This is a genomic window from Rothia sp. HMSC065C03 (assembly GCF_001837295.1).
In the GTDB taxonomy this organism is placed as follows: Bacteria; Actinomycetota; Actinomycetes; order Actinomycetales; family Micrococcaceae; genus Rothia.
The window spans coordinates 1-517 of record NZ_KV831992.1; the positions used below are offsets into that span (position 1 = coordinate 1).

Genomic DNA, 517 nt, shown 5'->3' on the forward strand with positions numbered 1-517 from the left:
ACCCACTACGCCGCTAATCTCATGTCGGTCACCCCCAAAGCACTATGGCCCGCCGTCAAAGCGATGCTGCACTCGGTGTACGACCAACCCGACGCAGCATCGGTCAACGCTCAATACGACCGGCTCTTGGACTACGTGAACGACAAGCTCCCCGCCGTGTGTGACCACCTCGATCAAGCCAGGGCAGACGTCCTCGCGTTCGCGTCCTTCCCCACCGGGGTGTGGACCCAGATCTGGTCCAACAACCCCAATGAGCGCCTCAACCGCGAAATCCGCCGACGCACCGACTCCGTGGGGATCTTCCCCAACCGCCAGGCCATCATCCGCCTGGTCGGAGCCGTCCTCGCCGAACAAAACGACGAATGGGCCGAAGGCCGACGCTACCTCAGCCTCGACATCCTCACCAAATCACGACTCACACCACAACCCACCGGGCAGGAGGACACCCCACTCCAACTCAGCGCATAACCCAACCCGAAGGACACAAAACGATTACACCACTCCACAGGACTTGACC

At 61.3% G+C, this 517-nt stretch carries 1 protein-coding gene; it reads left to right on the top strand.

Annotated features, from left to right (window positions below):
- Window positions 1–468, top strand: a 468-nt coding sequence (locus tag HMPREF2605_RS04520) for a transposase (RefSeq protein WP_210401034.1), incomplete at its 5' end; no start/stop codon positions are given.
- Window positions 469–517 lie beyond the last annotated feature (49 nt).